This is a genomic window from Streptomyces shenzhenensis (genome assembly GCF_021462265.1).
GTDB classification, from domain to species: domain Bacteria; phylum Actinomycetota; class Actinomycetes; order Streptomycetales; family Streptomycetaceae; genus Streptomyces; species Streptomyces shenzhenensis.
Window position 1 is genome coordinate 23734 of the sequence record NZ_JAJONF010000037.1, and the last position, 23269, is coordinate 47002.

Below are 23269 nucleotides of genomic sequence, written 5' to 3' on the forward strand. Positions count from 1 at the left end.
ACCTTCGTCCGGTGCCCGGTGTGCGCCGTACCCGACGGCGTACGGGTCACTCGGCGATGGCCGTCCGCATGGTCCAGTGGAAGACGGCCAGCTCCTCGCCGTCGACGGTCCGGAACTCGCCCTCGTGCGCGAAGTGTTCGTACCCCGCCTCGAAGCGGTGCTTGACCTTCTCCGCGAGGGTGGGGACGAGCTGGACGCGATCCGTGGCCGGAAGCGCGGACGGACCGCCGACCAGCAGGGCCTTGAAGTTCGGCACGGGATACCTCCGGTGTACGAGACTGCGGGACTCCCCGATGGTCGCCCGGCGGACGAACTTCGAACAACCCCTATTTATCCCGTCATTTCTGACCGGATCGAGGCGGTCAGCCGAAGCGCAGCGGCAGTTCGTTCGGACCGGTGATGCCGATGGCCGGACGCCAGGTGACCGGCCCGGCGACGGACGGTGGGCCGAGGCGCTCGGCGAGCGCCGGCAGCGCCTCGCTGAGCTCCATACGGGCCAGCGGGGCGCCCAGGCAGTAGTGGGGTCCGCCGCCGAACTGCAGGACCTGGTTCGGCCGGGCGACCGTGATGTCGAAGACGTCGCCGCCGGGGAAGGCCAGCGGGTCGCGGTGCACGGCCTGCACGCCGATCGCGAACATGGTGCCCGGTTCGAACGTCTCGTCCCGGAAGCCGAAGCTGTCGCCCGCGTAGCGGTAGACGGCGTTCGACGAGGGGGACCAGCGCATGACCTCCTCCACGGCCTGTGCGGTGAGGCCGGGGTCACGGCCGAGCAGTTCCCACTGGCCGGGGTGCTCGGAGAACGTCACCATCGCGTTGGACAGTTGCAGGCGGGTGGTGTCGTGGGCGGCGAAGACCATGGTGACGATGAGATTGCGCAGCTCGTCCACGGTGACCGTGCCCTCGGCGCGCTGCACGGCGACCAGGGCGGAGATGAGGTCCTCGCCGGGGTTCGCGGCCTTGGCGGCCATCAGGCCGTCCACGTAGGCGTACAGGCCCGACACGGCGGCCTCCACGCGCGCGGGGATGTCGCCGCCGAGGGCCAGGCTGAAGACCAGACCGATGTCCGAGCTCCAGGTGCGGAAGGTCGGGAAGTCCTCGGCGGGCACCCCGAGCAGCTCGGTCATCACGACGAGCGGCAGGGCGTCGGCGAACTCCTCGAAGAAGTCGACCTCCTCGCGGCCCGCGAGCTCCTCGGCGAGCCGCCGCGAGGTGGCCCGGATGAGCGGGCGCAGGCCCTCCACCATGCGGGGCGTGAAGGCCTTGTTGACCAGGCCGCGCATCCGGCGGTGATCGGCGCCGTCGTGGTTGACCAGGGCCGGCACGAACCAGTCGTATATCGGCCCGTCCACGATGCCGTTCTGCTCCATGAAGCCCTTGCCGTTGTGGGTCAGCCGGCCGTCGCGCACGAGTTCGCTCGCCTCGGCGTAGCGCAGGACCAGCAGCCCGACCGGGGTGCGGGCGTACCAGTTGGCGGCGCGGGCGGCGGCCACGTCCGGGGTGTCGAATCGGAATGCGGGATCGAGGACGTCGAGAAACGGGATCTCCGGGGAGACCGTTGCGGCATCCGTGGGGGCTGTCATGTCTCATCCTCTCGTCGCGCCATGGTTTTCAATGGACTTTATGAGCGATGAATTGAACGGGCCAAGAAAAGGCCGGGTATTGCGTTCTACCTCGCCAAGTCGGTATTCACGTCACGCCGGAAAAGGGCGGGAGGGTCGTGCTGTTTCCTCCCGCCCGGGCCCGGCGGCGCCGGTCAGTGCGGGACCGGGCAGCCGTCCGGGCCGCAGGCGTCGCCGTGCACCGCGCCGGCCACCACCGGGAGGGACGGGCGGCTCTCCCAGGCCTCCGTCAGCGCCTGGGTGAACACCTCGGGGCGCTGGGCGCCGGACACCGCGAACCTGCGGTCCAGGACGAAGAACGGCACACCGGTGGCGCCGACGGCCGCGGCCTCCCGCAGGTCGGCGTGGACGTCCTCGGCGTGGGCCGACGGGTCGGCCAGGACCTTCCGTGCCGCGTCGGCGTCCAGCCCCGCCTCGGCCGCGAGGTCGACGAGGCGCTCGTCGTCGTCGTAGACCGAACGCTCCTCGGCGAAGTTCGCCCGGTAGAGCAGGGTGAGCAGTTCGTGCTGGCGGCCCTGTTCCTTCGCGAAGTGCAGGAGGCGGTGCATGTCGAAGGTGTAGCCGTGGTCGCGGCCCATGACGTACTTCAGTCCGAGCGCCGCCGACTGCCGGCTGAGGGTGTCCTCGTTGGCCTGCGCCTGCTCGCGGGTCCAGCCCTTGCCCCGCATCAGGACACCGATGATGGGCTCGGCGTCGCCCTTGGTGCGGCGCGGGTCCAGCTGGAAGGAACGGTGGACCACTTCGACGTCCGCGCGGTGCGGGAACGCGGCCAGCGCCTTTTCGAAGCGGGCCTGACCGACATAGCACCAGGGGCAGCTGATGTCGGTCCAGATCTCCACGCGCATGTGGGGGGTTCTCCTTTCGAGGCAGGGGAATCCGAAGAATCCCAGGAATCCCGAAAACCCCAGGAATCCGGGGAATTCAAGGAAGGGGGGAGAAGGGAAGAGGGGGAATGCGGAGGTGACGAACGGGGGAAGCCGCCGCGCGTCAGCCCTGGGCGGCCGGTACGAGGCCCAGGTACGCGTCGAAGGTCGACGTGGCGGCGCGGGCCGTGCGGCTGCCGGACTCGGTGACGGTCAGGCAGCGCGCGCGGCGGTCGCCGGTGCCGCGCCCCCTCACGAGCAGGCCGTGCTGCTCAAGGCGGACGAGCAACCGGCTGACGGCGGAGGGGGACAGGCCGACGGCGTCGGCGAGGTCCTTGGCCCGCAGCCGGGTGCCCGCCCGGTCGAGCGCGCACAGGGCCAGGAACTCCGACAGGCTGATCCCGTGCGCGCGCACCAGGGCCCGGTCGAGTTCCTGCGTGATCCGTAGGTGCGCCGCGATCCGCTCGCGCCAGCGTGCCGACTCGATCGGCGTCATGAACTCGGACTCCTCGCCTGTGGCGTTCCGACAGGACCGGGCAGCCGTGCGGCGGGTGCGGTGCCCCGGCTGCCCGGCCGGCGAAGCCGCCCGCCGTCGGCGGGGGGTACGGGCTCGCCGGCCGGGGTCCGGTCAGCCCAGCGCGTGCTCGCTCTCCGGCTCGGCGTGCACCGCGGCCTCCGGGGCGGAGGCCGCCTGCACCGCGGGCTGCCTCTTGATGGCCAGGGCGAGGAAGCCGCCCAGGACGAGGAGACCGGCCCCGATCAGACCCGCGAGCCGCAGGCCCTCCACCACGTCCGCGGGGTCGGCGTCGGTGTAGCTGCCGGTGAAGGTGGAGTTGGCGACGGCGACCAGGACCGCGAGGCCCACGGCGCCGCCGACCTGCTGGGCGGTGGAGGCCATGGCGCTGGCCACGCCCTGCTCCTCCGCGTCGACGCCGGAGCCCGCCGTGGCGAACACCGAGACGAAGACCAGACCGCCGCCGACACCCCAGACGAACGAGCCCGGCAGCAGGGCCCAGAAGGACCCGCCGGTGGTCATGACGACGGCGGTGAGGCCGATGCCGATGCCGTTGACGATCATGCCGGTGAACAGGGTGATGCGCGGCCCGAAGCGCTCCATCATCTTCGGCGCCAGCCGGCCGGAGCCGATGATCGAGAACAGCGTGAGCGGCAGGAAGGCCAGACCCGCCTGGACGGGCGAGTAGCCGAGCACCGGCTGCACGTACGTGGTGAAGACGTAGTACGCGCCTGCCAGCGCCGTCTGGAACACCAGCAGGACGGCCATGGCGACCACCAGCGGCCGGTTCTTCAGCAGCCGCAGCGGCATGAGCGGGTTGCGGGTCTTCGCCTCGGTGACGAAGAAGGCCGTGAGCAGCAGGACACCGAGGACCAGGGACGTGGCCGGCAGGCCCGCCGTCCAGCCGTGGTCCGGGCCGGTGACCAGGCCGGTCACGACCGCGGAGACACCGACGGTGGCCAGCAGCGCCGCCGGCACGTCGAAGCCGCCGGAGGTGTTGACCGGGCCGTCGGGGCGCACCGCGCGCGGCGCCGGGATCAGGATGACCAGGGCCAGCGGGATGTTGACCAGGAACACCCAGCGCCATGACGCCAGGTCGGTCAGCACTCCGCCGAGCAGCGCGCCCGCGGCGAGGCCGAGCGAGCCGGCCGCACCCCAGACGGCGAACGCCTTGGTGCGCTGCTGCCCCTCGAAGGAGGTGGCGATCAGGGCGAGGACGGCGGGGAAGAGCAGCGCGCCGCCCATGCCCTGCACCAGGCGCGCTCCGATCAGCAGCGCCTGGCTGTTCGCCAGACCGCCGACCAGGGACGAGACCGCGTAGAAGGTCAGGCCGGTCATGAAAAGCCGTCGGGCCCCGAGCCGGTCGACCGCGCGCCCGCCGAAGAGCAGCATGCCGCCGAAGGAGACGGCGTACGCCGACACCACCCACTGCAGGGACTGCTCGGAGAAGCCGAGGGCCTCCCCGATGTCGGGCAGCGCGACGTAGACGATGTTGAGGTCGACGGAGATGATGACCTGGGAAAAGGCCAGCAGGAACATTACAAGTCCCGCCTTTTTGGCCGGTGTTGCTGTCGTCACGAGACCCTCCTATAGGCCTGACGGTTAGTCAGCTTTCAAGGTTGTGCGTCGAGCTCCAACTGGGATCGAGAGGCCCGTCCTTCCCTCCGCCCGTGTGGCCTGGGTCACATTCGGGCGGGTTCGGGCATCCGCGCCGCGCTGCGCGCACGCGCGCGCCGCGAGCGGGAGAACCTGCGGGTCACCGGACGCTCGACGAAGGCGAACAGAGCCCAGGCCAGCAGCACCGACACGGTCAGCTGGCCGACCAGCAGGCCGATCGTCGCGGGAGTGGAGAACAGCCGGTCGCCCAGCAGCTTGCGGGTGAGCTCCAGCACCGTGAAGTGCACGCAGTAGAAGGCGAAGGAGATGTCGCCGAGCCACACGGCGAACCGGCTCTGGAAGATGCTGCGGCGTCCCTCGCTGTCCGCCATCGCCCCCGCCGCGATGACCATCACAGCCGGCACCAGGCACGCCACCCGGAGGCCCCACAGCATCGGGATGTTCAGCGCGACGACGTACGAGACCGCGAGCAGCGCCCCCGACCCGACCATGCCGATGTTGCGCCAGCGGCCCGTCAGCACCGCGCGGGCCACCAGCATGCCCAGCACGAAGTCCAGCAGCCGGGCCGGCGGGAAGATGTAGGCGAACCAGAAGTAGTTGGCCGAGTGCGCGGGCTCGTTGGGCACCACGGCCGTCCCCACCGGTATGACGGCATAGGTGATCAGCGGCACCGCGCAGACCGCCAGCACCACACCGCCGATCCAGTACTTGAGGCGCTGCGCGGGGATCCGGCGCACCAGCGGGTACACCACCGGGAACACGAGGTAGAAGAACGCCTCCGTGGACAGCGACCAACCGACGTTGTTCACGGCGAAGTTGGTGGGCACGTCCGGCACCCACGACTGAAGCATGAAGAAGCTCAGGAAGCCCTGGGCGAGCGTGGTGTGCGAGCCGTCGACGCCCTCGACCAGCACCCGGGCGAGGATCCAGCCGGCGATGTACGGCGGCACGATCTTGACGTAGCGCCGCCGCCACCAGGCCGTCGTCTTCTCGTTCCCGCGGTACGACCACACCAGGATGAAGCCGCTGAGCGCGAACCAGAACGGCATGGTCAGGCCGCCGACCTGCGCCACGGCCCGGTAGAAGCCGTGCGCCAGCGAGTCGTCGGCGAACAGCCGGATGCTCGGGAAGGGCAGCGCCGCGTGGAAGAGGAACACCGCCAGCGCGATCGGGGCCCGCAGCCCCGTCAGTGAGGGCAGCCGGGAGGCCGCGGCGGGGGAGCCGGCGGCCGCCCCGCCGGGTGTCCGGGAGGTGAGGCCCGCGCCGGCCGCCGCGGGCGTCACGGCGACCGGCGGGCCGGACTCGATCCGGCCGGTGAACTGTTCGGTGGTCATGGTCTGTCACTCCTAGTCAGGTCGCCGGGACTCGGCCCGGCCGCGTCAGAGATCGAGCACGAGACGCCGCGAGGTGCAGCGTGAGACGCAGATGAGCATCAGGTGTCCGGCGGCCTGCTCCGCGTCGGTGAGGACCATGTCCCGGTGGTCGAGCTCGCCCTCGATGACCGGGACCTCGCAGGTGCCGCAGACGCCGTCGCGGCAGGAGGCGTCCACGACGACGCCCACGTTCTCCAGGGCGTCGACGATCGACTCGTCGGGGCCGACCGTCACGGTGACCCGGGACTTCACGCACTCCACCTCGAACGCCGTGCCGCCGTCCGCGCCCGGGTCCGGTGCGGTGGCCGCGGCGAAGTGCTCGACGCGCAGCCGGCCGAGGATGCCGAGCGCCTCGCAGCCGGCGCGGACGGCCGCGGTGAGCCGCTCCGGGCCGCAGCAGTAGACCAGGGCGCCCTCCGGGACCCCGGCGAGCACCCGGTCCAGGTCGAGGCGGCCGTCCTCGTCCTTCGGCCGCAGGACCACCGTGCGGTCGGAGGCGGCCAGCTCGCCGAGCTCCTCCGTGAACGCCATCGACGCCCTGGAGCGGCCGCCGTACCAGAACTGCCAGGGCAGGCCGCGCTCCCCGGCCTCCCGGGCATGCGTGAGCAGCGGGGTCACTCCGATGCCGCCCGCGACGAAGACGTACGACGTCGCGTCCGCGAGCTCGAAATGGTTGCGCGGGCCGCCCACGGTGACCAGCGCGCCGGGCCGCAGCGCGCCGTGCACGAACGCCGAACCGCCGCGCGACACCGGGTCCTTGAGCACCGCGACCCGGTAGCGGCCGGAGTCGGCCGGGTCGCCGCACAGGCTGTACTGCCGTACCAGACCGTCCAGGTGCAGGTCGATGTGCGCGCCGGGTGTCCAGGCCGGCAGCGGCTTGCCCTGCGGGTGCACCAGGTCGACGGAGAGCACGTCCGCCGCCTCCCAGGTCATCCGGTGCACCAGCAGGGCGGACTGCTCGGCGGTCCCGCTCATGACGTGACCGCGCCGCCGAACCGGACGTCGTTGGCGAACGTCACGTCGTGGCTCTTCACGTCGATCGTGATCCGGTCGCCGTCGGCGATCCGGAAGCCGTCGTGGTAGCTCGCCTCGTCGGCGCCCAGCAAGACGTAGTTCACCAGGCCGGGCCGCCGGACAGCCGGGAAGGAGAACAGGTGGTCGACCATGTCCCGCACCCGGAAGTACAGGGCGTCCTCACCGCAGTCGAAGCGGCCGTCCCACGCGGTCACCCCGTCCCGCTCGATGGTGACCCGGCCGGTCACCGACGCCGGCGGTTCGTCCAGGAACAGCCAGGGCGTGATCGCGGTGTCGCACAGCTTGCAGTACGGGTTCCAGCCCGGGTTCTCCCGGTGCAGCCCGATGTCGCACAGGTCGTTGCCGAAGGTGTAGCCGGCGTAGTGCGGTTCGCCGTCGGCGTCGTTGACGTAGACGAGCGCGACCTCCGGCTCCTCGATCAGCGCGACCGGCTTGCGCGGCACCACGAGCGGCTCGCCCGGCAGCCGCAGCCAGGCGCCGAGGCCCTTGAAGAACCAGTTCGGCGGGACGAACTCCTCGTCCTCGCTCGGCGCGGTGTCGAACTTCGACCGGTGGGTCCGCATGAAGCCGCTGACCAGCGCGTTGCCGGTGGTCGTGGGCAACAACGGGGGCAGCAGCCGCAGCTGCGGGTCGTCGGCGGCGACCGACACGGACGCGGCGCCCTCGGTGACCGCCGCGGCGACGTCCGCCGGGCGGTCGGCCGTGACGAACTCCGCGCTCAGCCGGTCCTCCTGGACCTTGTACAGGGTCAGGGGCTCGCCCGGCGCCGGCTTGCCGATGCCGACGTGGCGCTCGCCGCGGTACTCGCTCTCGAACAGGATGGTCATGCTGACGGCCCTCCCAGGGGAGACTCGGGCCGCAACCGCGCGGAACCCGCGCGGCATACGGCGGTTGATGGTGTGTCAGTTGTGGTTCTGAAGGTCTCCGGCGCCGCCCTGCGCGGCCGGGTCCTGCCCCGCGGCCGACGCGCCCCGGCCGCCGGTCAGGTCGGCCAGGGCCTCGGTGACGCGGTCCAACGACGCCCTGATCCACGGCAGTCGGAGCGGGTCGGCGGCCGACAGGGCCGTCTCGCGCTCGTCGTCGCTGTCGCCGTAGAGCCGGCTGGTGGCGGCCCGCAGCCGCAGGGAGCGCTCGGGCTCACCGAAGGCGCTCGCGGGCAGCAGCCCCACCCCGTGCCGGGACACCAGGAGTTCGGCGATCCGGGCCCCGGAGCGCACCCCGTGCGCCCGCGCCAGGTGGGCGCGGAGGGGCTCGAAGTCCGGGTACACGTAGCAGGTCGCGCGGACGGGCGGCACGAGGGCGCCGGCCGCGGCGAACCGCCCGGCGACGGCCCGCACCACGGCCCCGTGCAGCCGGCGGCAGGCGGCGAGGTGCGCGACCACCTCCGGCGGTTCCTCGAAGGCGTACGCCACGGCCTCCTGCACCGGCGCGGCGGCGCTGGACCAGATCTGGCTGGCGACGACGGTGAGCCGGTCGGCCAGCGAGCGGCCCGTCTCGCCGGCGGGCAGCCGGGCCGCGCCGAGCCGCCAGCCGCCGAGCGCCAGGTTCTTCGTCGGGCCGGTGGTGACGACCGTGCGCTCGGGGGCGTGCAGCGCGGGCGACTCGGCACGGACGTCCGGGTCGAGGACCAGGTCGCGGTAGATCTCGTCCGAGACGATCACGAGGTCCAGGTCGCGTGCCGCCCGCGCGAGCCGGCGCACCGTCTCCGGCTCGGCCACCGCGCCGGTCGGGTTGTCCGGCAGGGTGACCACGACCGAGCGCGGGTCGCGGCCCTCGGCCCGGGCGGCGGCGACCGCCGTGCGCAGCCGGTCCGGGTCCGGGAGGCCGCCCTGGCCGGGCGGCACCGGAACCGGCAGGGGGTGTGCGCCGGCCAGCCGGGCCTGCGCGGCGTAGCTCACCCAGCTCGGGCTGGGCACGACCACGTCGCCGCCGATGGCCAGCAGCAGCGCGAACAGCAGGGGCTTGCTGCCCGGACCGCACACGATCTGCCCGGGGTCGGTGTCGAGCCCGCGCCGGCCCCAGTACCCGGCGACCGCCGCGCGCAGCCGGGGACTGCCGGCCACCGGGCCGTAGGAGTTGAGGCGCGCCGCGGCGGCGAGCCGTTCCCGCAGCTCCGGCAGGACCGGCAGCCCGATCTCCCCGCTCGTCATCGGGATCACCCGCTCCCCGGCCGCCCGTCGGCGCGCGAGCGCCTCGTCGGCGGCCAGCGTGGCCGACATGGTCACCGAACCGGGCTGTGGCATGACTGACTCCCAGGACATCGGAGGGTGAGAGGGGGACGCGGGAGCGCGAGAGGGAGGGGAGGGGGGAACCGGCCGGAGCGGGGGTGCGGGAGCGCCGTCCGCTTCCGCACCCCGCCGTCTCACGCGTCGCCGAACTGCTGCCGCAGGCTCGCCTTGCGGACCTTGCCCGTCAGGGTCTTGGGCAGCGCGTCGAGCGACTCCAGCCGGTCGGGCAGGAAGCGCTCGTCGATGTCGGCGGCCCGCAGGTGGGCGCGGACCTCCGCCAGGGACGGCACCTGGGTGCCCTTCGGCACGATCACCGCGAGGATCGGGTCGGAGACCCGGCCGGCCGGCCCGACCAGCGCGGCCTCGGCCACGTGCGGATGCCGGGCGATGATCGACTCCAGCTCCGCCATGGGGACGACCATGCCGTCCCGCATGATGGCGTCCCTGGCCCGGCACAGCACGCGGATGCCGCCGCGCCCGTCGTCCCGCGCCACGTCGCCGGTGTCGAACCAGCCGTCGTCGATCATCTGCTCCCGGAACACCGCGTCGCGCCGGTAGTACGTCAGCGCCTGCGACGCGCCCCGCACCCGCAGCCGGCCGACCGGGGCCCGCTCGGTGGGGTTCAGGCACTTGTCGATCCGGATCTCCATGGCGTCGATCGGCCGCCCGTTGCTGTGCGCCGCCCAGTCCTGGTTGTAGTCGAGGCGGGTGATGGTCACCGGACCGTTCTCCGACATCCCCCACAGCGAGTAGGTGCGGGCACCGAGGGTCTCCCGGAGCTCGTCCACCAGCGGCTGGAGCACCGGCGCCGAGCCGGTCACCACGTGCCGCAGGGTGCTCACGTCACGGGGGTCGCGGCGCTGCGACTCGGCGATGTCGGTCAGGGTCGCCGGCGGGCCGTAGACCAGCGTGCCGCCATAGCGTTCCACCAGGTCCAGCAGGACGCCGTTGCTGCGCTTGTCCTGGAAGACGATGGTGCCGCCCAGCATCACGCCGGCGAGGATGCCCTGCGCGAACCCCGAGTAGTGCACGAGCGGGGTGGTCACCACGGCGACCAGGCTGTGGTCGAGCAGGAAGGTGTCGGCGTAGCCGCGGATCGCCGCGTGCACGGTGTTCTGGCTGTGCAGCACGCCCTTGGACTCGCCGGTCGTGCCCGAGGTGAACAGCACGACGAACGGTTCGTCGGGCCGTAGTTCGAGGCCGGCCAGTTCTTCGTCGCCGTGCACGTCCTCCCAGGGGGCGGCGACGAAGTGGTCGTGGAAGTCGATCGCTCCCTCGGGCGCGTGCCCGTCGACCACGACGACGTGCTCCAGGGTGGGCAGTTCGTGCCGCAACCCGGTGACGATCTTGCCCAGCGGGGTGCCGTCCCACTCCGGGACCGTCACGCACACCCGCGCCTCGGTGAGCCCCAGCCGGTGGCGCAGTTCCTCCTCGGGGCAGATCGGGGAGATCGGGCAGACCACCGCGCCGACCCGGATGCAGGCGTAGATCAGCGGCACCATCTCCCACAGGTTGGGCAGCTGGACCGCCACGAAATCGCCGCGTCGCACGCCCAGTTCGACGAGGGCGCCGGCGAACCGGTCGGTGATCCGGGCCAGTTCCGAGTAGTCCAGCGTGTCGGTGCGGGCCTGGGTGATCCGGCGGCCGGCCAGTGCCATCTTGTGCGGGCGCAGCCGGACCTGACGGCGCAGGTCGTCGAGGAACGTCTCGTCCCGCCACCAGCCGCGCTGCCGGTACAGCGCCTCACGGCTGGTCCGGTCGTGCGGCAGCGGTGTGGTGATCGCGACGGTCTCCAAGGGCGGGGCGCTGGTCATCGGTGCTCCTTCCGACGCGCGGATATCAGGGCCGGCAAGGGGTCCTCGTGCGGGGCCGCGGCGGCGATCTCCAGCAGGTCCAGGGTGTTGCGCCGCACCCGGGTGCCGACCCAGTCGAAGACCCAGTTCTTGCGCTGGTCGCCGGGCAGCTCGAAGGGCACCACGCGGGCCAGTGCCAGGCCCGCCGCCGCGGCCCCGCCGACGTTGGCGACCACGTCCGGGACGAGCGTGGCGCCGGCGACGGCGAGCTTCAGCCGCGCCTCGGGGCTGACGGTGATGTTGCCGCCCTCGACCACGAGCCCGGCCCGCAGCCGGTGCACGTTGCCGGAGTTGACGGCGTCGTGGTTGGCGGCCAGCACCAGCACGTCGGCGTCGAGGTCCAGCCACGCCTCCGGCTCCTCGGAGACAGTGACGCCCTGCGGCAGCCGCGAGCGGTCGATCCGGCCGAAGCCGTCGGTGAGTTCCAGCAGGTCGTCGACCGGCAGCCGGTCCGCGCTGATGGTGCCCTGGATGTCGGCGACGCCGACGATCCGGTGCCCGCGGTGCTCCAGGAACCGTGCCACCGCCCGCCCGACACTGCCGAAGCCCTGGATCACCACCCGGCGCGCGCCGCCCGAGCCGTGCACCTGCTCCAGCGCGGTGACCGCGGCGACACCGACACCGTGGCCGGTGCAGTCCACCAGCGGCTCGTAGTACGTGCGCCAGTCGTACGGCATGTCGACGGCGCGGTTCTTGCGGCGCGGGTCGTAGCCCGCCTCCGCGAAGAAGACCTTGCGGTCGGCCGGCGTGACGCCCATGTCGCAGCCCAGGTGGATGCCGCCGTGCAGCAGCGGCGCGACCGTACGGCCGAAGGCGCGCAGGGTCTCCTCACGGTCGCCGCCGCGGGCGACGATGCCGGCCTTGGCGCCGCCGATCGGCAGGCCGACCAGGGTGAGCTTGTGCGTCATGCCGCGGGCCAGCGCGCGTACCTCCGCCTCGGTGACGTCGGGGGTCATCCGGGTGCCGCCCATGGCCAGCGAGTCGACCAGGGAGTCGACCACGACCCAGCCCTTCAGCGGGCCGCGGCCGCCGTTGAGGGAGACCGTGAAGGCGGGCTCGCCGCCGCCCTCGCGCGCCGCCCCGTCGTCCAGAACGCTCATTACGTGAACCTCACGATCGATCCGGTGGGAAAAGGAAGTCGGCCCGGCCACGGCTCCTCGCAGCGGCCGTCGGGCCTTCAGCGGTAGAGATCGGCGAATCCGCGCAGGATGTCCTTGCCGTCCTGGCGGAACTCGAGATGGGCCTGCGCCCCGTGGATGCGCCCGTCCCCGGACCGCAGGAACTCGACCGGGGCGAGCTCGGACCGCCCGATCGCGCGGAACCCGTCCGGGGCGGCCCGCAGGTACAGGGTGTGCCGCTCGAAGACCGTGACGGTCGGCTTGACGTAGGAGAAGAGGGGCTCCTCCGTGTCGACCTGGACGTCGAACCCGCCGACCCGCTGCGGCCCCTCGACCAGTTCCGCACCGTTCGCCACGGCGATGATCTGCATGCCGCCGCAGATCCCGAACACCGGGACGTCGGCGGTCATGACCAGGTCGATCAGCGGCCGGTAGTGGTCGCTGTCGTAGGCGCGGACCTTGGTGCCGCTCAGCACGATCGCCTGATAGCGCCCGGCGATCGTGTGCGGCACCGAGGCGGCGTCGACGGCGTCGGTCTCTGATCCCAGCTCCTCGAAGCGCCTGCGCAGTTGCTTCAGCGACAGGGTTCCGTTGTTCACCACGAGAACCCGCGATATGGCCACGAGTCGTCGCTCCTCTCGTCTCGTCCCGGGCGCTCAGGCCCGGGTGATGACCGTGCCGGTGCGGCCGGCCAGCAGTTCGGTGACCGGCGCGCTGCCGATGACGACCCGTTCGACACCGCCGTCCAGTGCCTCCCCGGCCGCCCGCAGCTTCTTGCGCATGCCGCCGGTCGCCCCGCGGTCGCGGAAGCCGGCCGCCGCCTCGGCGGTGATCGAGGACACGGGTTCGCCGTCGATCAGCAGGTGCGTGACGTCGGTGACGAGCACCAGGTCGCCGGCTCCGGCCGCCGCCGCGACGGCCGCGGCCGCCCGGTCGGCGTCGGTGTTGACCTCCTGTCCGGCGCCGTTGCGGGCCAGCGGGGTGACCAGGTGGCTGTGGCCGGGCCGCAGCTCGCCGAGCAGGCTCGCGTCGACCTTGGTGATCGGGCCGACGAGGTTCTCCAGCTCCACCAGCTCCTTGCCGCGCCACCACCAGCGCTCGCCCTCGCCCGCGCCGACCAGCCCGTCGCTGCCGATCAGCCGCTCGGCCGTCAGGCCCCGGGACTCCAGCCGGGTGACGACCTCCTTGCCGAGCTCCGCGCTGACGGTCCTGATGTCCTCGATGACCTCGGGCGTGGTCCACCGGCTCTGGTTGCCGTAGCGGTCCCGCAGGACCGCCGAGGGGTCGGTGTACCGGGCGCTGAGCCGCTTGAGCGGCTTCGACCAGCCGTGCACCAGGACCAGCGGGCGGACCCGGCCGTACCCGGCCAGGTCGTCCCACCAGTCCTCGGCGAGGGTGTCCAGGCAGCTGCCGCCGAGCTTGACCACCAAGGGCGTGACCCGGTTCGCGATGCTCATGCCGGCATCACGGGCTGCATGGTCAGCCCCGTCTCCTCCGGCAGCGCGAACCGCTTGTTGAGGGCCTGCACGGCCTGCCCTGCCGCGCCCTTGACCATGTTGTCCAGCGCGGCCAGCACGACGATGCGCCCGCCGTCCGGGTCGTGCAGCACGGTCACGTCGCAGTAGTTGGAGCCGAGCACCGCCTGCGGGTCCGGCACCGGGATCAGCGTCTCGGTGTTGCGCCGCACCCGCACGAAGCGGTGACCCTTGTAGAAACGGAGATACGTCCGTTGCAGCGTGCGCGCGTCCACCTCGTCGTCGGTGAACACATAGGCGCTGGCGAGCAGTCCGCGCACATGCGAGACGCCGTACGCCGACATGGTCAGCGACTGCACGTGGCCCGGTTTGCCGCGCTCGAAGAAGTCGCCGACCTCGGCCGCGTGCCGGTGCCCCACCGGTGCGTACGGCGCGATGGCACCGTTGCGCAGCGGGTGCAGATCGGCGGTACGCAGCTGGAGGCCGCCGCCGCTCGACCCGCTCTTGCCGTCCACGACCACCGTCTTCAGGTCCAGACCCAGTTCCAGGACCAGCGGGGCGAGCCCCAGGGTGATCGCGGTGGCGTAGCAGCCCGGCAGCGAGATCAGCGAGGCACCGGCCAGCTCCTCGCCGACCAGCTCGGGGACGCCGTAGACGAATCGATCCGCCAGGTCGGTCCGGCGCCGCACCTTCGGGTACCAGCGGTCGTGCAGCTCCGGGGTGCGGATGCGGAAGGCGCCGCTCAGGTCGAGCACACAGGGCACCCGGTCCGCGAGCCGCCCGGCCAGCTCGGCCGAGACCGGCGCGGGCGTCGCGAGGAACACCGCGTCGCACCGCTCGGCGAGTTCGGCGGGGTCCTCCCCGACCGGCTCGACCGTCAGCCCGCCGAAGTCGAGGCGCAGCCCCGGGTGCAGCTGCGAGGGCCGCTTGCCCGCACTGGACGAGCCGCCCAGGAAGGTCAGTTCCAGCTCCGGGTGCTGGACGATCAGCCGGATCAGCTCGCCGCCGGCCAGCCCGGAGGCGCCGACGACACCGACGCGGATCATCCGAGGACCTCCCGCACATGACGGCCGACCGCCGACGTGACGTCCACGCCGGTCGCGGTGGCCACGCCCCGGAAGGCCGGCGCGTGGTTGACCTCGTTGACGACATAGCCGGACGTCGTCTCGAACAGGTCGACGCCGTAGATTCCGCTGCCGAGGACGTCCACGACGCTGTCCACGATCTTCAGCAGCTCGGGCTGCTGGTCGACCGACTGCGTGCGGTTGCCGAGGGCCGCGTTGTTGCGCCAGTCGGCGCCGCCGCTGACGAACCGCGCGGCGGCCACCAGCTCGCGGCCCACGACCAGGCAGCGGACCGAACCGCCCTCGACGAACGGTTCGAGCAGACAGGCCTGCTCGAAGGCGTGGCCGAGGTCCTCGACGTAGTCGTACACGGACTGCGCGGTGTCCGAGTGCCGCAGCAGCGTCACCCGCTTGCCCATGCCGCCGAAGACGGGCTTCAGCACCAGTGGCAGCGAGAACTGCTCCAGCGCCTTCTCGAAGTCGCGGCGGGAGAGCACCAGCCGGAAGTCGGGCACCGGCACCCCCGCCGAGCGCAGCAGCGTGCGCAGCGCCAGCTTGTTCTCGCACGCGTGGATCGCCGACGCCGAGTTCAGCGTGGGGATCCGGGACGCCTCCGCGAGGCTCGCCAGCAGTCCGCCGCGGGTGTAGCTGCGGCTGCGGACGAGCACCGCGTCGTAGTCGCTGATCGAGTCGGCGTCCGGGTCCCCGAGGCACAGGGACTCGTCGTTGACCCACTCGATGTCCAGGTCGAATGCGCTCGCGGCCTGCATCAGCTGGCGTTCCTCCCAGCCGACGCGATCCGCGACGATGGCTACCTTGCCGCCCATGACAGGTCACTCCTCCGTGCGCCCGGGGCGCTCACTGGCCCCAGTCGCGGAGCTGGACCTCGACCATCTGGAGGGAGAGCGCGCCGTCGTCGATGTCCTCGACCCGGAGCGTGAGCATGCACTCGGGACAGGCGAGGGTCTCGCCCTTGATCATCGGAGGGGTGGTCAGATCCGTCTCGCACTCGGGGCAGGCACCGGTGAGGGTGGTGGACATGTGTGGTCTCCAGAACGGTTGGCCGGGCCCGTGCGGCCCGGATGCGGTTCGCGGTGCGCCGAGCGGACTCACAGGGCCCGGAACTCGACGGCGGACTTGCGGACGTCGTCCGCGTTGAGCAGGGGGTTGCCACGCTCTTCCTGACGGGACGTCAGCCACGTCGTGAAGGCGTCGAGGTCGAGGTCGTCGGCCTCGCCGGCCAGCGCCCACTTGACCAGCGCCGGGGTGAGCCGGGAGCGCACGCGCAGCTCGCGCGCGTTGCCGACCAGCTCGGCGGGCAGGGTCTCGTAGGCCTCCGGGTGGCTGAGCTGGCCGGGCAGCTCGTACGCGAAGGCGTGCGGGGTGGTCGGGCCGGACTGGAAGGCCTCGCCCAGCCCCGCGCCGGCCAGTGCGACCCGGGACAGCTCGGTGAGGTGGCTGAGGTCGAAGCGGGTGTCACGGTGCACGACCCGCAGCGAGGTGAGCAGTTCGGCGAGCGGCGCGTTGCCGCCGCGCTCGCCGATCCCGCCGACGGTGGCGGAGATCCACCGGGCGCCGGCCCGCAGGGCGGCCAGCGAGTTGGCGACCGCCATGCCCAGCATGTTGTGCGAGTGGATCTCGATCTCGGAGCCGTCGACGGCGGTGAGATCGGCGATCTTCTCCTCCATCTGCCAGGGGGTGAGATACGCGACCGTCTCCGCGAGCCGGAACCGGTCGGCCCCGGCCTCGAAACCGGCGGTGACATACGGCACCAGCCGCTCCCGGGGCGTACGGGCGCCGTCCTCACCGCTGAAGGTGACGTGGAAGCCGCGGTCCTTGGCGGCCTGGATGGCCGCCTTGGCCACCGCGGTCAGCAACTTGGCGCTCGGCGTGCCCAGTTTGAGCCGGGCGTGCTGCTCGGACGTCGGGATCGAGAACATCACATGGGTCACCCCGAGCCGCAGCGCCTCGTCGAGCGCCTTGACGACCTGGTGCCGGTCCCGGACCACGACCAGGGACATGCTGCGCTCGGGTCCGACGGACTCGTGGACGGCGAGGATCAGGTCCGCGTCCTTCGACGCGGGCCCGGAGATCATCCCGACCTCGACCAGGTCCACGCCCGTCTTCACCAGCAGGTCGGAGATGACCGCGGCGTCCTTCGGGCCGAACTCCACGCCGGCCATGTGCGCGGAATCCCGGAGGGTCGCGTCGGAAATGTGGGGAAGCCCCTGAGGGAGGCCTCCGTCCTGCGTTGATACCGCCATCGCATTCACTCCTTTGGAATTCGCAGAGAAGCGGAAATCCGGTAAGTGGACGCAGCAGACGCCGAAATGCGAGTGCTGCGGTGGCTGTGCGAACAGCCTTCCGAAAGTGGGTATCCTGCGTCAAGGATCCGCGTGTCAGGGGTATGTGAGATATCGTCAAGCGGACGTGAGGGCAGGAAAGCGGCTCGGAAAGCAGGTCAGAATCCGGCTAATTCGTCGCGGAATTACTGACGCGGCCGCCCGGACCGGATTAGTTTCGATCCCCAGCGGCAGATACGGCAGATCTACGGCAGATTGGTGATCCGTCATGAGTCTTCCCGGGATACCCCGGCTCGGTGTCGTCGTCCCTCCGGAGAACCCGACGGCCGAGCCCGAGTTCAACCGCCTTGTCGGCGACCGGATGAACGTCTTCGCCGCCCGCTTCCCGGTGACCCCGGGCATGGGGCTCCGCGAGATGCTCGACACCTACAACGCCGTCCTGCCGAAGACGCTCGGTGACTTCGGCGGCATGCGCCTCGACGCCGCGGTCGTCGCCTGCAGCGCCTCGCACTATCTGCTCTCGCCCGAGGGCGACCGCCGGTTCTGCGCCGAACTCAGCGAGCGGGCCGGCCATCCGGTGCTGTCCTCGACGCGGGCGATTCTGGCGGCGTGCGCGGCACTGGGGCTCACCCGGCTCACCCTGGTCTCGCCCTACGAGCCCTGGCTGACCGAGACGTCCCGCGGTTACTGGGAGGAGGCCGGCCTGACGGTCGTCCGCACCGTGCTCGTCCCGGCGGGCGCCCCGGGAACGGCCGAGGAGCGCTTCAACCCCTACGAGGTGACCACCGAGTCCCTCCTGGAGCGCGTCCGCACCCAGGCGTTCGGGGACGACGACTCCGCGCTGCTGTTCACCGGCACGGGCATGTACACCCTGGCCGCGCTGGACGAACTCGCCCGCGAGACCGGCCGGGTGCTGCTGACCTCCAACCTGGCCTGCGCCTGGTGGGCCTCGCGCACCCTGGGCACGGCCGGCCCGCAGGAGGCGGGCCACCACCTGCTGCGACGGCTGGCCCGGCGGCCCGGCCCGGCGGTGAGCGCGGCATGACCTGGGCCGCGTCCCGTCCCGCGCCGGCCCGGCACTCCCAGGGCGTGCCCGCCCGGCTCACCGAGAGCGCGGTGGTCAGGCTCGCCGAGGACTGGTTCGCCGCCCTCGACCGGCGCGCACCGGTGGCCGACCTGCTGCCCCTGCTCGTCCGGCGTGGCCTCGTCCTGCACCTGCCCGAAGGCGTCTTCCGCGAGCGCGAGGGCTTCCGCAGGTGGTACGCCGCCGCGAGCCGCGGGCCGGCCGGCGGCGTCCACACCCTCGCCTCCGCCGACGTACGCCTCAACGACGGCCCCAGCGCGGAGATCCGGCTGGGCGTCGGCCGGCGCGGGAGGCGGCGGGCAGGCCTGGCACGACGCCGGGCGCCGGCCCATGACGTCCAGCAGATCTGGACCGTGGTGCGGGAGGAGGGTGCGGTGCGGATCCGGACGTGTTCGGTGACGGGGCTGTCGGCGAGGCCGCAGACGCCGGCTTGAAGCGTGACGGGGGTGTGAGGGCCCCTGTCCCCGTGCTGCCCCTGCTTTCTGGAGTTCCGTTCTTCTGAGACCTGCCGCCCCGTCACCCCCCTCCCGGGGCGGCTTCCCAAGGCACGGCCGCGACGTCTGGGCGAACGTCGCGGCCGTGCCGTTTCACTGTCGCCGGACGTGGGCGGCAAGCCGATGGGGGATGCGTACGGCCGGCTGGTGCGAGTCGGCCGGGTCCCGGAGACGGGGGCGGTGTCTCAGGACGTCAGTTCTTCCTCGCCATGGGCCTGGGGGTCGGTGCGGGGCTGGTCCGCCACTCCTCGGAGGACCACCTGCCAGATGTCGGAGAGCTGGGCCTCGGCGCCGTCGGTGCGGTCCTTGGCGTGGGCCGACATGCAGCGTGTCTCGGCCTCCGCGCCGGTGATGAGGTGGACGACGAGGGCGCGGACGGCCTTGATGTCGATGCCGTGGCGCAGGTCGCGTTCCGTGGCGCTGCCGAGGAGCCGTTCGACGGCGGGCAGCCAGGTGGCCGGCCAGTCGGCCGAGGTGCCGCGCCGCTCACGGCTGAGGCGTGCCGCCGCGCGCACTATCGGTTCCTTCTCCAGCAGCCGGGCGAGCTCCAGTGTCACGCCGACCAGCATCTGCAGCGGCTCGTCGGCGGTGGCGGTGACCTTGTCCAGCGCCGCGCGCGTCATCGAGCCGCCGCGCACCTGGACCGCGTCGGCCAGGTCGTCCTTCGTGGGGAAGTGGAACGTCAGCGCGCCCATGGAGATGCCGGCCGCCTTGCTGACCCGTGACAACGTTGTTAGGCCGTATCCGTCGCGATCGAAGAACTCGGCCGCCGCCTGCATCAGGGTTTCCCGCGTGCGTGCGGCTCGCTCCTGCTTCACCATGGTCCGTCTCCAGAGATTCGCCCACTGTGGGGCCGTCGCACGGTCCGATGGGGACCGGACACCGCACGCCCGTCCAACTCATCGACAGCCGGCGTTCCTTCCCGTTCCACGCATGTGTTCACATGGTGGACCATGTTCATTGCGACAGCGAATTCTCGCCAGGTGTCGCGAGATCGCCCATGGGTGGCGGAAGTTGATCGCACGCGTGTGCGTGAGCACGTATGTCCTTCACTCGCTCGGACGCCCAAGTGATCCGTTCCCTCGCGCCGATTAGCTTATGCACAATATCAACACCGGGTAGGCGTAGGCGGCTTCGCCTTCATGGCGCGATCGCGCCCCATCCGGGGATGGCTGCTTCTGGCTCCCTGCGACTCCTGTGAGGTCACCGGCCGACTTGGCAAAGGTGCTGACAACTCCCACAATAACAAAGAGAACGTTCGTTATGGTTTTGGGGTCGCCGTCGCACCGGTCGAGCCGACGCCGTCACGCGACCACGGGGGTGCGTCTTGCCAGGAGGGAACGCAACATGACGGAGCGCCACACCACTCCGGATCCTCGGCCGGCCCTGTTCGTCGAGCCGGTGCCGGAGTTCGCGGAGACCCTGTTCGGGTACCTCCCGCGCGCCGACCAGCGCCGCTGGGCCCGCGTCTACCTGCAGGGCCTGCTGGCCGCACCGGGCCGTAAGTCGATCCGGCACCTGGCCGCGGCGGTCTCCGGTTCGCCCACCGCGCCGCAGTCGCTGCACCAGTTCGTCAACGCCAGCCCCTGGGACTGGGCGCCGGCCCGCCGGGAACTGCTCGGCTGGGCGGAGCGGCGGACCGCCGTCCGGGCCCTGTCGATCGGCATGGCCATCCTGCCCAAGCGCGGGGAGCACAGCTGCGGGGTACACCGCCGGTTCGTGCCCACCCTCGGCCGTACCGTGAACTGCCAGCTCGGACTCGGCCTGTTCGCCTCCTCGGAGGTGGGTGACCTGCCCGTGGACTGGCGGCTGGTGCTGCCGCCGCCGTGGGACGAGGACGCCAGGCTGCGCGAGCGGACCCGGATCCCGGAGTCCGTACGCCACCAGCCGCTGTGGGCCCACGCGCTGTCCCTCGTGGAGGCCGCGGCGGCCGACGGGGTGCGCTTTCCCGTCGTCGCCGACCTCGGCGACTGCCCGGACGCCGGTCCGCTGGCGATCGTGCTGCGCCGGCGCGGGCACGACTTCGTGACCTCGGTCCCGGCGAACCTGCGCGTGCTGCCGGCCGACGCCGACCCGGGCACCCCGTCGGCCGTCCGCCGGACCGACGTGCCCCCGCAGGGCGGCACGTCGGCGCTGGCGTTGCTGCACCGGCGGGGCGGCCGCGGTCCGGTACCGGTCCGGCCGCTCGGGCCCGCCCGTCCCAGGACCGCCCAGGCCCGGTCCGCGCTGGCCCGGTTACCGGGTACGCGTCAGGTGTTCCGCCTGTTCACCGAGGTTCACCCGGCCGAGGACCAGCGTCCGCAGGTCTGGATCACCAACCTCCTGGACCGCCCCGCGGACCACCTCCTCGGCCTGGCCCGGCTGAGCCGCGGCACCCGTCGCGCCCTCGACCGCCTGGAACAGGACTTCGGCATGCTCGACTTCGAGGGCCGCTCCTACCCCGGCTGGCACCACCACATGACCCTGGTCTCCGCGGCCTGCGCCTATGCCACCACGACCCGGTCCCGCGACCCGGCACGGGAGATCGCGTGACCGCCCTGACCCACCCCGGGCGGCACGGGCGGGGCACCGGGGGTCCCGCGCCGAGGGAGGAAGCCCGCCCCCGCCGGGGCCGCGGCCCCGCTCGGTGACCGGAACACCGGCCCCGCGCCCCCGCCCCGGCCCGGTCGCCGCTCCGACCGTGGCCTCCTCGCGCCGGCCGCGAAACACCCTCTCCCGTCACCGCACCGCCGACCCCGCCGGCGCCCGATCGCCCCCCCAACCCACCGTCCGGTCCGTCCGAGGGAGTCAGTGAGCCCCATGGTCAACGTCCTTGTCGTCGACGAGCACACCGCCGTGGCCGAATCCACCGTGCACGACCTGCGCCGTCAGGGCTACGACGCCCAGAGCGTCGGCACCGGAACAGCCGCCCTGAAACTGCACCTGGCCGCCGACCTGGTGCTGCTCGGTCTCGAACTGCCCGACATAGACGGCCTGGAGGTCTGCCGGACCATCAGATCGGTCAGTGACACCCCGATCATCTCGGTCACCGGCAGGGACACCGAACTGGACCGCGTCCTCGCCCTCCAGGCCGGTTCCGACGACTGCGTGCCGAGGTCCTGCGGCTCCCGCGAGGTCATGGCCCGCATCCAGGCCGTGATGCGCCGCGCCCGCCCGCGCTCGGCCGGCGCGAGGACCCTGACGGTCGACGGTCTGCGCATAGACGGAGGCTCGCGCGAGGTGCGCCTGCACGGCGGCACGGTCGACGTGACCGCCAAGGAGTTCGACCTGCTCTATCTGCTGGCCTCCTGTCCGGCCACCGTGGTCTCCCGCCGCGAGATCATGACCCAGATCTGGGAGAGCGACCGAGTGGCGTCGAGCCGCACCCTTGACACCCACGTCAGCAGCCTGCGGGCGAAGCTCGGCGGCGACTGGATCGTCACGGTGCGCGGCGTCGGCTACCGCATCGGCCGCGGCCGGCCGGACCCGGGCGCCTCCGGCGACCTCGCGGGCTCGCCCACCGGCCCGCCGCCGCGCGCCCGGTCCGTGGACCGGCCGCCGGAGCCGATACCCACCGGCCCGCCGCCCCCGTACTCCTCGCCCGCCGGCATCCTGCCGGACCCCGCCGCTCCCGTCACCGGTTCCCTACCCGCGACCCCCGCACCGGACGGCACCCCGCCCCACCTCCCGCAGCTACTTCGGCAACTTCCCGAGGTCGCACCCGGAACCGAGACCTCCCTTACAAACCGAACAGTTGCTATGTAATCTCGGGGGCCAGATCGCCCGATCACCGGGGTGGCCCACGCCCCGCCGTCGGAGGCACCCGCTCCGCAGCGGTCCCGCCCCACCCTCCTCCCGAGCGCCGTCCAGCGCCCGCCGGTCCCGTCGTACGCGTGCGGTCGCCGCAGGCCGCGGCACGCCCGGAGGCGCAGGACGTACCGATCGCAAGGACTGTGATGACGGACATGACCACGGCACCCGCGGCCGAGACGGACGAGCAGCGCTCGGCCCGCTTCGAGCGGGACGCCCTCGTCCTGCGGACCCCGCTGTACGCCCAGGCCATGCGGTTGACCCGGAACCCCGCGGACGCGGAGGACCTGGTGCAGGAGACGTACGCACGGGCCTACCGGGGCTTCCACCGCTTCCATCCGGGCACCAACCTGCGGGCCTGGATGTTCCGGATCCTGAAGAACACCTACCTGACGTCCTACCGCAGGAAGCAGACGGAGCCGCGCTGCACGCCCACCTCCGAGTTCGAGGACTGGCAGCTCGTGAGCGTCGCCTCGCACACCTCCCGCGGGCTGCCGTCGGCCGAGGCCCAGGTCATGGAGCTGATCCCGGATCCCGAGGTGAGCCGGGCGCTGATGGCCATCCCGGACGGCTTCCGGGTCGTCGTCTACCTGGCCGACGTCGAGGGACTGCCGTACGAGGAGATCGCGACCCTGGTCGGCATCCCGGCCGGCACCGTCAACTCCCGTCTGCACCGCGGCCGCAGGCGCCTGCGCACGCTCCTGGAGGGCCACCACGGCCTGACCGCCGGACCGTTGGCCTCCGAGGAGACGACCTAGGACCCGCCCGACGCCCCTCGGGCGGGTCCTTCCGCTACCGACCGCCATTCCGACCGGTGCCGCAGCGCGGCCAGACGTACGA

The 23269-nt window shown here is 72.2% G+C and carries 23 protein-coding genes; 5 read left to right on the plus strand and 18 right to left on the minus strand.

Going from position 1 to position 23269, the window contains the following annotated elements:
* Positions 1 to 46: 46 nt before the first annotated feature.
* The 17 genes from LQ326_RS34475 to LQ326_RS34555 form a co-directional block, all read right to left on the minus strand.
* Positions 47 to 256, minus strand: a complete 210-nt coding sequence (locus tag LQ326_RS34475; RefSeq protein ID WP_234543005.1) for a DUF5988 family protein — start codon at positions 254 to 256, stop codon at positions 47 to 49.
* A gap of 106 nt (positions 257 to 362) precedes the next feature.
* Entirely contained in the window at positions 363 to 1580 is a 1218-nt protein-coding gene (locus tag LQ326_RS34480; protein ID WP_234543006.1) for a cytochrome P450, read from the minus strand.
* Between the two features lie 173 nt (positions 1581 to 1753).
* Positions 1754 to 2464 (minus strand): DsbA family oxidoreductase, encoded by a 711-nt coding sequence (locus LQ326_RS34485; protein WP_234543007.1) that lies wholly within the window; start codon positions 2462 to 2464, stop codon positions 1754 to 1756.
* Positions 2465 to 2606: 142 nt separating this feature from the next.
* Positions 2607 to 2978, minus strand: a complete 372-nt coding sequence (locus tag LQ326_RS34490; protein ID WP_234543008.1) for a MarR family winged helix-turn-helix transcriptional regulator — start codon at positions 2976 to 2978, stop codon at positions 2607 to 2609.
* A gap of 132 nt (positions 2979 to 3110) precedes the next feature.
* Positions 3111 to 4574 carry an MFS transporter gene (locus tag LQ326_RS34495; protein ID WP_234543009.1) on the minus strand — a complete coding sequence of 488 codons (1464 nt, stop codon included), beginning with the start codon at positions 4572 to 4574 and terminating at the stop codon, positions 3111 to 3113.
* A gap of 104 nt (positions 4575 to 4678) precedes the next feature.
* Positions 4679 to 5947, minus strand: a complete 1269-nt coding sequence (locus LQ326_RS34500; protein WP_234543010.1) for an acyltransferase family protein — start codon at positions 5945 to 5947, stop codon at positions 4679 to 4681.
* A 45-nt stretch (positions 5948 to 5992) separates the two neighbouring features.
* The gene (locus LQ326_RS34505) at positions 5993 to 6961 is read right to left on the minus strand and encodes a PDR/VanB family oxidoreductase (RefSeq protein ID WP_234543011.1); all 969 of its coding nucleotides are present in this window, start codon (positions 6959 to 6961) and stop codon (positions 5993 to 5995) included.
* Positions 6958 to 7848 carry a fumarylacetoacetate (FAA) hydrolase gene (locus tag LQ326_RS34510; protein WP_234543012.1) on the minus strand — a complete coding sequence of 297 codons (891 nt, stop codon included), beginning with the start codon at positions 7846 to 7848 and terminating at the stop codon, positions 6958 to 6960. Before LQ326_RS34510 ends, LQ326_RS34505 begins: the two co-directional genes overlap by 4 nt.
* A gap of 75 nt (positions 7849 to 7923) precedes the next feature.
* On the minus strand, positions 7924 to 9264 hold the full coding sequence (locus tag LQ326_RS34515) for a pyridoxal phosphate-dependent aminotransferase (RefSeq protein WP_234543013.1): 1341 nt from the start codon (positions 9262 to 9264) through the stop codon (positions 7924 to 7926).
* A gap of 119 nt (positions 9265 to 9383) precedes the next feature.
* Positions 9384 to 11063, minus strand: a complete 1680-nt coding sequence (locus tag LQ326_RS34520) for an AMP-binding protein (protein ID WP_234543014.1) — start codon at positions 11061 to 11063, stop codon at positions 9384 to 9386.
* Positions 11060 to 12202 carry a Glu/Leu/Phe/Val dehydrogenase dimerization domain-containing protein gene (locus tag LQ326_RS34525; protein ID WP_234543015.1) on the minus strand — a complete coding sequence of 381 codons (1143 nt, stop codon included), beginning with the start codon at positions 12200 to 12202 and terminating at the stop codon, positions 11060 to 11062. The genes LQ326_RS34520 and LQ326_RS34525 overlap by 4 nt, the downstream gene beginning before the upstream one ends.
* A 77-nt stretch (positions 12203 to 12279) precedes the next feature.
* Positions 12280 to 12843, minus strand: coding sequence for a glutamine amidotransferase-related protein (locus LQ326_RS34530; protein ID WP_234543016.1), 564 nt, complete (start codon positions 12841 to 12843; stop codon positions 12280 to 12282).
* A gap of 33 nt (positions 12844 to 12876) precedes the next feature.
* Positions 12877 to 13677 carry an amino acid kinase family protein gene (locus LQ326_RS34535; protein WP_234543017.1) on the minus strand — a complete coding sequence of 267 codons (801 nt, stop codon included), beginning with the start codon at positions 13675 to 13677 and terminating at the stop codon, positions 12877 to 12879.
* Positions 13674 to 14741, minus strand: coding sequence for an N-acetyl-gamma-glutamyl-phosphate reductase (gene argC / locus LQ326_RS34540; protein ID WP_234543018.1), 1068 nt, complete (start codon positions 14739 to 14741; stop codon positions 13674 to 13676). Before argC ends, LQ326_RS34535 begins: the two co-directional genes overlap by 4 nt.
* Positions 14738 to 15586, minus strand: coding sequence for an ATP-grasp domain-containing protein (locus LQ326_RS34545; protein WP_234543019.1), 849 nt, complete (start codon positions 15584 to 15586; stop codon positions 14738 to 14740). The genes argC and LQ326_RS34545 overlap by 4 nt, the downstream gene beginning before the upstream one ends.
* Before the next feature lie 31 nt (positions 15587 to 15617).
* On the minus strand, positions 15618 to 15800 hold the full coding sequence (locus LQ326_RS34550) for a lysine biosynthesis protein LysW (protein ID WP_234543020.1): 183 nt from the start codon (positions 15798 to 15800) through the stop codon (positions 15618 to 15620).
* Between the two features lie 68 nt (positions 15801 to 15868).
* Positions 15869 to 17023, minus strand: coding sequence for a hydroxymethylglutaryl-CoA lyase-like TIM-barrel protein (locus tag LQ326_RS34555; protein WP_234543021.1), 1155 nt, complete (start codon positions 17021 to 17023; stop codon positions 15869 to 15871).
* Positions 17024 to 17330: 307 nt separating this feature from the next.
* On the opposite strand from LQ326_RS34555, the gene LQ326_RS34560 reads away from it, so the two are divergent.
* Positions 17331 to 18107, plus strand: a complete 777-nt coding sequence (locus LQ326_RS34560) for a maleate cis-trans isomerase family protein (RefSeq protein ID WP_234543022.1) — start codon at positions 17331 to 17333, stop codon at positions 18105 to 18107.
* Positions 18104 to 18580, plus strand: coding sequence for a nuclear transport factor 2 family protein (locus LQ326_RS34565; RefSeq protein WP_234543023.1), 477 nt, complete (start codon positions 18104 to 18106; stop codon positions 18578 to 18580). The genes LQ326_RS34560 and LQ326_RS34565 overlap by 4 nt, the downstream gene beginning before the upstream one ends.
* Before the next feature lie 245 nt (positions 18581 to 18825).
* Here the strand turns inward: LQ326_RS34565 and LQ326_RS34570 are convergent, their stop codons facing one another.
* Positions 18826 to 19461, minus strand: coding sequence for a TetR/AcrR family transcriptional regulator (locus LQ326_RS34570; RefSeq protein WP_234543024.1), 636 nt, complete (start codon positions 19459 to 19461; stop codon positions 18826 to 18828).
* 526 nt (positions 19462 to 19987) lie between these two features.
* Between LQ326_RS34570 and LQ326_RS34575 the strand changes: the two genes are divergently transcribed.
* The 3 genes from LQ326_RS34575 to LQ326_RS34585 all read left to right on the plus strand — a co-directional run bounded on the left by LQ326_RS34575 (position 19988) and on the right by LQ326_RS34585 (position 23187).
* Positions 19988 to 21172, plus strand: a complete 1185-nt coding sequence (locus LQ326_RS34575) for an IS701 family transposase (protein ID WP_234543025.1) — start codon at positions 19988 to 19990, stop codon at positions 21170 to 21172.
* Positions 21173 to 21439: 267 nt separating this feature from the next.
* Positions 21440 to 22384 carry a response regulator transcription factor gene (locus tag LQ326_RS34580; RefSeq protein WP_234543026.1) on the plus strand — a complete coding sequence of 315 codons (945 nt, stop codon included), beginning with the start codon at positions 21440 to 21442 and terminating at the stop codon, positions 22382 to 22384.
* A gap of 200 nt (positions 22385 to 22584) precedes the next feature.
* The gene (locus LQ326_RS34585; protein ID WP_308402071.1) at positions 22585 to 23187 is read left to right on the plus strand and encodes a sigma-70 family RNA polymerase sigma factor; all 603 of its coding nucleotides are present in this window, start codon (positions 22585 to 22587) and stop codon (positions 23185 to 23187) included.
* Positions 23188 to 23269: the final 82 nt, after the last annotated feature.

Coding starts and splice junctions, on each gene's coding strand:
- LQ326_RS34480 (WP_234543006.1), bottom strand. CDS start 1,580: ATGACAGCCCCCACGGATGCCGCAACGGTCTCCCCGGAGATCCCGTTT.
- LQ326_RS34485 (WP_234543007.1), bottom strand. CDS start 2,464: ATGCGCGTGGAGATCTGGACCGACATCAGCTGCCCCTGGTGCTATGTC.
- LQ326_RS34490 (WP_234543008.1), bottom strand. CDS start 2,978: ATGACGCCGATCGAGTCGGCACGCTGGCGCGAGCGGATCGCGGCGCAC.
- LQ326_RS34500 (WP_234543010.1), bottom strand. CDS start 5,947: ATGACCACCGAACAGTTCACCGGCCGGATCGAGTCCGGCCCGCCGGTC.
- LQ326_RS34505 (WP_234543011.1), bottom strand. CDS start 6,961: ATGAGCGGGACCGCCGAGCAGTCCGCCCTGCTGGTGCACCGGATGACC.
- LQ326_RS34510 (WP_234543012.1), bottom strand. CDS start 7,848: ATGACCATCCTGTTCGAGAGCGAGTACCGCGGCGAGCGCCACGTCGGC.
- LQ326_RS34515 (WP_234543013.1), bottom strand. CDS start 9,264: ATGCCACAGCCCGGTTCGGTGACCATGTCGGCCACGCTGGCCGCCGAC.
- LQ326_RS34520 (WP_234543014.1), bottom strand. CDS start 11,063: ATGACCAGCGCCCCGCCCTTGGAGACCGTCGCGATCACCACACCGCTG.
- LQ326_RS34525 (WP_234543015.1), bottom strand. CDS start 12,202: ATGAGCGTTCTGGACGACGGGGCGGCGCGCGAGGGCGGCGGCGAGCCC.
- LQ326_RS34535 (WP_234543017.1), bottom strand. CDS start 13,677: ATGAGCATCGCGAACCGGGTCACGCCCTTGGTGGTCAAGCTCGGCGGC.
- argC (WP_234543018.1), bottom strand. CDS start 14,741: ATGATCCGCGTCGGTGTCGTCGGCGCCTCCGGGCTGGCCGGCGGCGAG.
- LQ326_RS34545 (WP_234543019.1), bottom strand. CDS start 15,586: ATGGGCGGCAAGGTAGCCATCGTCGCGGATCGCGTCGGCTGGGAGGAA.
- LQ326_RS34550 (WP_234543020.1), bottom strand. CDS start 15,800: ATGTCCACCACCCTCACCGGTGCCTGCCCCGAGTGCGAGACGGATCTG.
- LQ326_RS34555 (WP_234543021.1), bottom strand. CDS start 17,023: ATGGCGGTATCAACGCAGGACGGAGGCCTCCCTCAGGGGCTTCCCCAC.
- LQ326_RS34560 (WP_234543022.1), top strand. CDS start 17,331: ATGAGTCTTCCCGGGATACCCCGGCTCGGTGTCGTCGTCCCTCCGGAG.
- LQ326_RS34565 (WP_234543023.1), top strand. CDS start 18,104: ATGACCTGGGCCGCGTCCCGTCCCGCGCCGGCCCGGCACTCCCAGGGC.
- LQ326_RS34570 (WP_234543024.1), bottom strand. CDS start 19,461: ATGGTGAAGCAGGAGCGAGCCGCACGCACGCGGGAAACCCTGATGCAG.
- LQ326_RS34575 (WP_234543025.1), top strand. CDS start 19,988: ATGACGGAGCGCCACACCACTCCGGATCCTCGGCCGGCCCTGTTCGTC.
- LQ326_RS34580 (WP_234543026.1), top strand. CDS start 21,440: ATGGTCAACGTCCTTGTCGTCGACGAGCACACCGCCGTGGCCGAATCC.
- LQ326_RS34585 (WP_308402071.1), top strand. CDS start 22,585: ATGACCACGGCACCCGCGGCCGAGACGGACGAGCAGCGCTCGGCCCGC.